Annotated in this window: 2 protein-coding genes; both read right to left on the minus strand. The window is 56.9% G+C overall.

Annotated features, from left to right (window positions below; translation table 11 throughout):
- Window positions 1–1,675, minus strand: a 1,675-nt coding sequence (locus JQN68_RS13205; protein ID WP_249621238.1) for an amidohydrolase family protein, incomplete at its 3' end; no start/stop codon positions are given.
- 32 nt (window positions 1,676–1,707) lie between these two features.
- On the minus strand, window positions 1,708–2,451 hold the full coding sequence (locus JQN68_RS13210; RefSeq protein ID WP_225073591.1) for a DUF4150 domain-containing protein: 744 nt from the start codon (window positions 2,449–2,451) through the stop codon (window positions 1,708–1,710).
- Between the last annotated feature and the right edge of the window lie 1,198 nt (window positions 2,452–3,649).

The raw sequence follows: 3,649 nt of genomic DNA on the forward strand, positions 1-3,649 counted from the left end.
GCTTGGTGTACAGCAGGGTCAGATACCAGTCGGTGCCGAACAGGATGCGTTGACGCAGAAGATCCCGGTGCGTGTGCTGCTGTATCAGTTTTTTGAAATGTCTGCGAAAGGAGCCGCTGGCAAACGACGAGGAGATGTCGGCATAAAGGTTGGGGAATTCCCTCATCATCTCGATGGTCTGTTCGCTCCACTCCAGCCCCAACTCCGTAGGGCCGCCGAAATGGGCCAGGCACAGGTGCAGTTGTCCGAGGGATTGGCCCTTGGCTTTGCCCTCCAGAACTTTGCGCCAGGCCTTGGGGGAGACGAAGTGTTCGTTGAAATAGGCCTGCTTGGTCGCCTTGCTGTAGTTGGGGACATATCCGTAAGTCGCCTGCAGTTGGATGACCGACGATTTTGGGGTGACAGCGTCGCGAGAGCAATCTTTATCCCGCTGATCTTCCGCCGTGTCGTTGGGATGTACGAAGTCGTAGTACAGCTCCTTTTCCACCGTGGCCGCGCCCTTGGGGGTGCAGTGATTGAGAATGGGCGTGGCCTGCCTGGCGCATTGGGCGTAAAAATCCTCCAGAGTCGGCAGTCGGCGGATATCCCAGGGCCGGTAGCCTTGGGCGGTGTACATCTTGAAACCCAGGTACAGGCCCTTTTCTCCGACCTTGTCGTACACCTCCTGATTGCCGTTGGGATGCAGCTGCCAGCGCCGGGGATCGTAGTGGAACATGGGCAGCAGTTTCAGCGGATGCTCCAGCATGGCCTGCTCGGTATATTGCAACTGTTTTTGCCAGCGCTCATAACGCTTCGTCTCCCTCTCGGGCGTGACAACGGCCGCGGCCTGAATGCGCATGGTCCGGTTTTGGCCGTCGGCGGCGCGATAGGTTCCCCGAATACCGAAATCCTTGGTCGTTTTTTTGTACTCTTCAAACTGTGTCTCGGTGCGACCTTGCCCGGGGTCCGCGGACGGTTCCTCTTCGATAAGTTCATAGGTCTCGGTGCGACCATTCCAGACCTGGCGCCAGAAGCCGTGTTTGGGATACCAGTACCGCTTGGGGTCCTTTTGAAGATCCTCGTCGGCATAAATGGCGTTGTAGATTTTGAGGCCGAAGTAGCCGTCGAGATGGGCGTATTCCATGTCCATGGTCATGACCACGGAGGTGAGCGCTAGGTGAGACAGGGGGGCGTATTCCGGCCGGGTTTTGAAATATTTCTGGTAGACGGTCTCCCTTTCCCTCATTAATTCCGCGACGATTCTCGGCGTGGGTTTTTCCTGGATATTGAGCAGCTGCCGTATGGGGGAGGTACGGAAGAATCCTTCATCGGGATCGGCCGGTTTGTCGCTCAGTTCTCGCGCCACGGCGCGACCGGGGGCCATGAAGGGTTCGCACAATAGGTCCAGGCCGTAGGTGACGATGCGGCCCGGCCATTCCACCACCCAGCGGTTGACTCCCATGCCGGCGCTGATCTGTTTGATGGGCGTCGGCGGGACATCCCAGATAAAGGGCAGAGTGGCGCAGTTGCCGCTTTGGATGTGCATGTGGGCATCGACGATGACGGAGGGGCGGTAAACGCTGACGACATGGATGCCGCCGCACAGCAGATCGCCCTTGCAGGATTCGATGACGGGGCCTTTGGGGTCGTTCTGCTCGGCCTTGGGTTTTTTCTGATCCGGGTTGTTCTCGGTCATGGTTGCCATCCTTTTTTTGCCGGTTCATTCATTCAGCGGGCCTGCCGCCGCGCCAGGAGGACGATGCGATTGTAAAACAGGTACTGGCTGTTGTTCAGGTCGGCGCTTTCCGGTGCGTACAGAACCTCGTAGGTGCTGATGGGGTCCTGGTTTTCGAGTTGGACAAGGCCGTTCTCATCGGTCTTGACCTGCTCCACGCTGCCGTCGGGCATCAGGATCTGGAATTCCTGGTCCTGGATGGGGGTATTGTCCTGATGACCGAGGGTGAATTGCAGGGACTCCTCATCGAAGTCGTCCCAGTGCATATACTCCACCAGCTTGACCCGAAAGGTCGTCTCCTCACAATCCGCATTCACCCAATGGGCCGGCGGCGGCAGGGCGGAATCCCGGTTGACGCCGATGGTATTGCGGTGGTTCTGGGTCATGGGGTCGCGGTTGCGGCCGACGCCCCGGCCTTCCATGCGAACGTCGAAGGAGGTGTTGATGAACTCGGCCTGGTCGCCGACGGTGCCGGAGGCGACGCCCCGGCCGCTGCCCGGCTGGTCGCCGGTGCTGGTGCAGTAGCAACAGCCGTCGATGGCGGCCATGCCGTCGTTGAGCTTGACGGTCTTGCTGCCGTCGACGAGGGTGGCGGAGCGGGCGACGTTGGTGTAGGGCACCGGCACCAGGGAACTGCCCGCCGGGGTCAAACAGACATCCGGGGCGCTGATGGCGACGGCGCCGCTACGGCTGTTGGAGATGCCCTGGCCGTTGGCGAAGACGGTGGATTTGCTCATGGGGTGGTTCTCCTTGGGTTTTAAGTAAGACAGGTGGCCATGATGAGTTTCAGCTTGCAGGGTATGCGATGAGAGTTAGGGAATGGCCCAAGTTTGTTGGATTCAAAACATTAGACTTGAAACATTATTGATGTATTTTTCTATGCATGCAAGAAAATAATGGTTGCTTTTTAATTGACAGGCATGCGGTTCCGGGGGGAACAATAGGTCTGTACAAAATGTATTCTGAAACTGCGTTGGTGGCGATCCCGTGCCTGGCTTGGGAGAGCCACGTGTAGTCATTGATGTGCAGAGAAAAATCGGCCGGAGTTCCATGGTTAACAGAGGAGAAAAGGTGAACCTATGCGCAAGGAATCAGGACGATTGAACATCTCCGGTGGTTTGATCCCTGGCGGGTATCGGGGAGTCTGGTGGGGCTGATGCTTGCCTTTGCTCTTTTGGCGTCGGCCGCTGGAGAGGCTTTTGCCGGGAACGACTGGCCTAAATGGCCAGTTCCGCAGACGGCACGGCCATTTCCTAGGGTATCTGTGGGGTCAGGAAACTTGATTCAGGATCTCCCGTCGCAATCGTTCCATTTTGTCAACCAGCGAAGAGAAATGATACCGGTCCTTGTCATCTGAAAAAATGTCCTGGCGGGCATTACCACGAAGAATTATGTGGTATATTGCGCCCGGCGCGTGTATGCAGCATGGCGCAGAGCAAGGCGCGGTATGGTTTGAAATGGCGTGCCCTGGCCAGTGCGGAGTATCCGATCGGCATGCCATCGGTTAAAAATCGTCCCTGACAGCACCGGTAATCCTCTTTGTTATAATGACGGCATGCAGCAGGCGTTATATTTTTGTGGACGTGGCTGCCGCCGCAGCCCTAGCACTTAGGGAGAGTAAAGCAATCGCCTGTCTATGACGGGAACTGGATTGCACGGATCTCGGGTGCCGATTCGCAGGAACTGGCCAGGTTATAGTTTTAATATTGTTTCGACAGTTATTGCTCATGGGGCTTGCTTCTGTGGTTGCGCTCATTTTGGTTCAATTCGGTGACGGCCAGGCTTGATCCTGTATAGCATGAAAGCCGGCATCTCGCTTATTCTCCATTCCCATTGACAGATTCGCTGAGGGCGATATGGACAAGGGGTACGTTCTGGCAATTGATCAGGGGACGACGAGTTCGACCGTGCTGGTCTTTAACGATGCCGGGCAGG

Source organism: Desulfuromonas sp. CSMB_57 (genome assembly GCF_020194955.2).
Lineage (GTDB): Bacteria > Desulfobacterota > Desulfuromonadia > Desulfuromonadales > Syntrophotaleaceae > JAFCIY02.